We start from the raw sequence: 3,847 nt of genomic DNA, 5'->3' as shown, positions 1-3,847 counted from the left end.
CCGCAAGGCCCTGCTGAACCGCCCCCGCACCGCCCTGGTCATCGGCCCGGCGACGACCGCGCAGCGCGTCGCGGCGGCGGTTCTACGACACCCGGGGTGCGGGATCGAGCCGGTCGGCATCGTCGCCGACCGCCCGGACGGCAGCGAGGGCCTGCCCGTACTGACCACCGGCGAGGAGGTCGAACGCGCCCTCATCCAGAACGGCGTCCGGGCCGTCCTCACCGTGCATCCCTCCGTACGGTCCGAACGCGGGCCGCTGCTGCGGGCGTTGGCGGAGTCGGGCTGCGCGGTGTGGGAGGTCGACGCCGACTCGCCCTCGTACGAGATGCGCGACCAGCTCGCCGGATTCGCCTGCCGCCGACTGGAGTTGGGGTCGCGGCGGCGAGGCAGTCTCGGCAAGCGGGTGCTGGACATGCTGGTGTCAGGCTTCCTGCTCCTCCTGGTCAGCCCGCTGCTGCTGGTGTGCGCGACGGTCCTCCGGCTCACCGACGGACCCGGCGTCGTCTTCCGCCAGGAGCGCATCGGCAAGGACGGACGCCCCTTCACCCTGCTGAAGTTCCGCACCCACCGCCCGGTCGACGAGCACGAGGCGGCGACCCGCTGGAGTGTCGCGGGCGAACACCAGATGAGCCGCTTCTGCCGCTTCCTGCGGCAGACCTCGCTGGACGAACTGCTCCAGCTGTGGAACGTCTTCCGGGGCGACATGAGCCTGGTCGGCCCCCGGCCCGAACGCCCCTACTTCGTCGCGCAGTTCAGCCAGACCTACCCCGGCTACGCGGCCCGCCACCGGATGCAGACCGGTATCACCGGCCTCGCCCAGATCCACGGGCTGCGCGGCGACACCTCGATCGAGGACCGCTGCCGGTTCGACAACGCGTACATCGACAACTGGTCGCTGTGGCAGGACATCTGCATCCTCGCCCGCACCGCGACCGCGCTCGTACGTCCGACGGGGAGCTGAGCCGTGAACCACCGCCTGCGCACGTTCGCCCCGGTCCTGCCGGTCATCGCCGTGATCGCCCTGCTCGGCCTGCCGCTCGCCCCGGGCGCGGGCGGCGCCGGTCCGGCCGACGCGGTCTCCGGGCTGGTGGTGCTGTACTGCGGGATCCGGCTGCTCCGCGAGCGCAGGCGCCCGCTGACCCCAACTGCCGTGGTGGTCATGGGACTTCCGGTCCTCGGCCTGTCCATCGCGGCGATGGGCGCGTCCTCGCCGGGGGCGGGGCTGAGCGGCCTGGGCCGCTACCTGCAGATCTTCGTCCTCGTCCCGGCGGCGGTCGTGCTGTTGGTCCGCGACCGGCGCGACTTCCGCCTGCTGGCCTGGTCGTTCGTCTCACTCGCCCTGTGGCAGGGGGCGATCGGAGTCAAGCAGTACGTCACCGCGACCGGCGCCTCCTACCAGGGCGAGGACATCCGCGCCGTGGGCACCTTCGGACCGACCGACGTGATGGGCATGGCGACGGTGGTGTCCTTCGGTCTGATCTGCGCGGTAGCCCTGGCATTGGGCCTGGGCCGGAACGACGCACGGCAGCGGGCAGTCGCCGCGGCCTGCACCTTCGCGCTTCTTGTCCCCCTCGCCCTGTCCTTCAGCCGCGGCGCGTGGATCGCGACCGCCGCGACCTGCGCGCTGCAACTGGCGCTGGCCGGACTGCGGCGCGCGCTGAAGGTGGCCGCGGCCGTGACTGCTGCGGGGGTGGTCCTGGTCGGCGGCTTCGGCGTCGGTACGGCGATGCTCCAGGAGCGGATCAGCAGCATCACCCAAGTCACCGACGCGCCGGACCAGTCGGTGATCGACCGGTACACCATGTGGGCGGCGGCGACCGCGATGTGGCGTGAACACCCGCTGACCGGCGTCGGGTTGAAGGGCTTCCCCGAACACCGCGACGGCAACGCCTCGTTGGCCCTGTCCTCCGGCAGCGACACGGAGGGCGCGGGCGCGGCCTTCCTCAAGCAGCCCCTGCTCTCCCCCCACAACATGTACCTCCTGGTCCTCAGCGAACAGGGCCTGATCGGCCTCCTCACCCTGGCCGGCAGCTGGCTGGCCCTGCTGGTGTGCGCACTGCGCGGTCTCTTCCGTGCCCACCGCACCAAACTCCCGGGTCTGGACTGCGCGTTGGTCTCCAGCGGCCTCCTGATCTGGCAACTGATCGACTTCATGTACGCGGACATCGGCGGCCCGTCGACGGTCCTGACGGCGGTGGTGTTCGGGGTGGCGGCGTGGTGGTCGCTGGTGGGGGCGAGCGAGGAGGAGCGACCTACGGTGGCAACTCCGGTGCGAGCAACCGCCGAAGGGGCCATGGCCCAATGACGGTGACGCCTCCGACAAAGGCCGGCAGCAGCCCACCTAAGGGGCGCGGGGAACTGCGCGACCAGCCCCAACGGCGCAGCACCCAACACCCCACCGAGCCACCCCTGATCCCATCCCCCTCACAAGAAAGCCCCGCCCCAGAATCCCGCCGCTTCCTGGCCAAAGCCGCCCTCATCACCGCCGTCCTCTCCATCACCGGCTCCCTCCTGGGCCTGGCCAGAGACCAATCCCTCGCCCGCCTCTTCGGCGCCGGCAGCGAGACGGACGCCTTCCTCGTCGCCTGGACCATCCCCGAGTTCGCCGCCACCCTCCTCATCGAGGACGGCCTCGCGTTCGCCCTGATCCCGGCCTTCAGCATGGCGCTGGCCCGCAGAGCACAAGGCGCCCCCGGCGACCCTGTCCGCGCCCTGGTAAAAGCCACCCTCCCCCGCCTCACGCTGGCATTCATCGCGGTGTCGGCACTGTTCATCGCAGCAGCCCCCTACCTGGTCGAGGCCCTCGCCCCCGGCCTGCCCAACCCCGCGCTGGCGGTCAGCTGCACCCGCATCACCGCCACCTGCGTCCTGAGCTTCGGCCTGGCCGGCTACTGCAGCGCAGCTCTCCGCGCCCACCGCCGCTTCGTGGCACCGGCGGCGATCTATGTGGCGTACAACATCGGCATCATCGCCGGGATGTACGCCTTCGGCGCGCACTGGGGCGTACGGTCGGCGGCCCTCGGCGTGGCCGCGGGCGGCTGCCTGATGGTTTTGACCCAACTACCCGCGCTGGTACGCCAGTTGAGGAGCCACAAGCCGACGACCCCGGACGCCGTCGTCGACGACGCCACGGAGACCCCCCGCCCGATGAACCTCGCGTTGATGGCGACGGTGCTGCTCTTCGCGCTCTGCCGCCAGTCCCAGGTCCTCATCGAGCGCTTCCTCGCCTCCCACCTCCCGGCCGGCGCGATCTCGCATCTGAACTACGCGCAGAAGGTCGCCCAGATGCCGATGGTGCTCTCGCTGATGCTGTGCACGGTCACCTTCCCGGTGGTCGCGCGGGCGCTCGCCGAGGGCGACACGGAGAAGGCCCGCAACCGCGTGGAACGCGACCTCGCGCTCGCCGCCTGCCTCGTCCTGCTGGGCGCCGCCACGGTGATCGCCTGTGCCCCGCAGATCATCGAACTCCTCTTCCAGCGGGGCGCGTTCACCGCCCACGACACCGCGGCCACGGCGGGCGTGATGCGCGTGTACGCGCTCGGACTGCTCGGCCAGACCCTGGTCGGCGTCCTGGTCCGCTCCTACTTCTCGGCCGGCCGCCCCACCTGGTACCCGGTCGGCGCGATGGCCGCCGGCATCGTCGTGACCTCCTGGATCGGCGCCTGGACGGTCGGCCCCTGGGGCGTCATCGGCATCGCGATCGCCAACGCCACCGGCATCACCGTCACCGCCGTACTCCTGCTGTGCGGCAGTGGCCCGCGCAGCGTCCCGATCCGCACCCGGCAGGTCCTGATCGAGCTGAGCCGCCCCGTGCGCGCGGCGGCGGTCGCGACGGTAGCCGGGGCGT

General features: G+C 71.6%; 3 protein-coding genes. All 3 read left to right on the top strand.

Translation table 11 applies throughout. The annotated features are described in order from the left end of the window. The coding region (locus R6V09_RS48120) for an exopolysaccharide biosynthesis polyprenyl glycosylphosphotransferase (protein ID WP_317887772.1) at window positions 1-961 on the top strand (961 nt) is incomplete at its 5' end. Between the two features lie 3 nt (window positions 962-964). Continuing rightward, window positions 965-2,305 (top strand): O-antigen ligase family protein, encoded by a 1,341-nt coding sequence (locus R6V09_RS48115; protein WP_317887771.1) that lies wholly within the window; start codon window positions 965-967, stop codon window positions 2,303-2,305. Further along, window positions 2,302-3,847 (top strand): murein biosynthesis integral membrane protein MurJ (gene murJ, locus R6V09_RS48110; protein WP_317887770.1); only part of this gene is annotated, 1,546 nt, incomplete at its 3' end. The genes R6V09_RS48115 and murJ, both read left to right, overlap by 4 nt.

It is taken from the genome of Streptomyces sp. W16 (assembly GCF_033194735.1).
Taxonomy (GTDB): Bacteria; Actinomycetota; Actinomycetes; order Streptomycetales; family Streptomycetaceae; genus Streptomyces.
The sequence above is the reverse complement of the archived record's forward strand: the minus strand, read 5'-3'. Positions and strand labels throughout refer to the sequence as shown.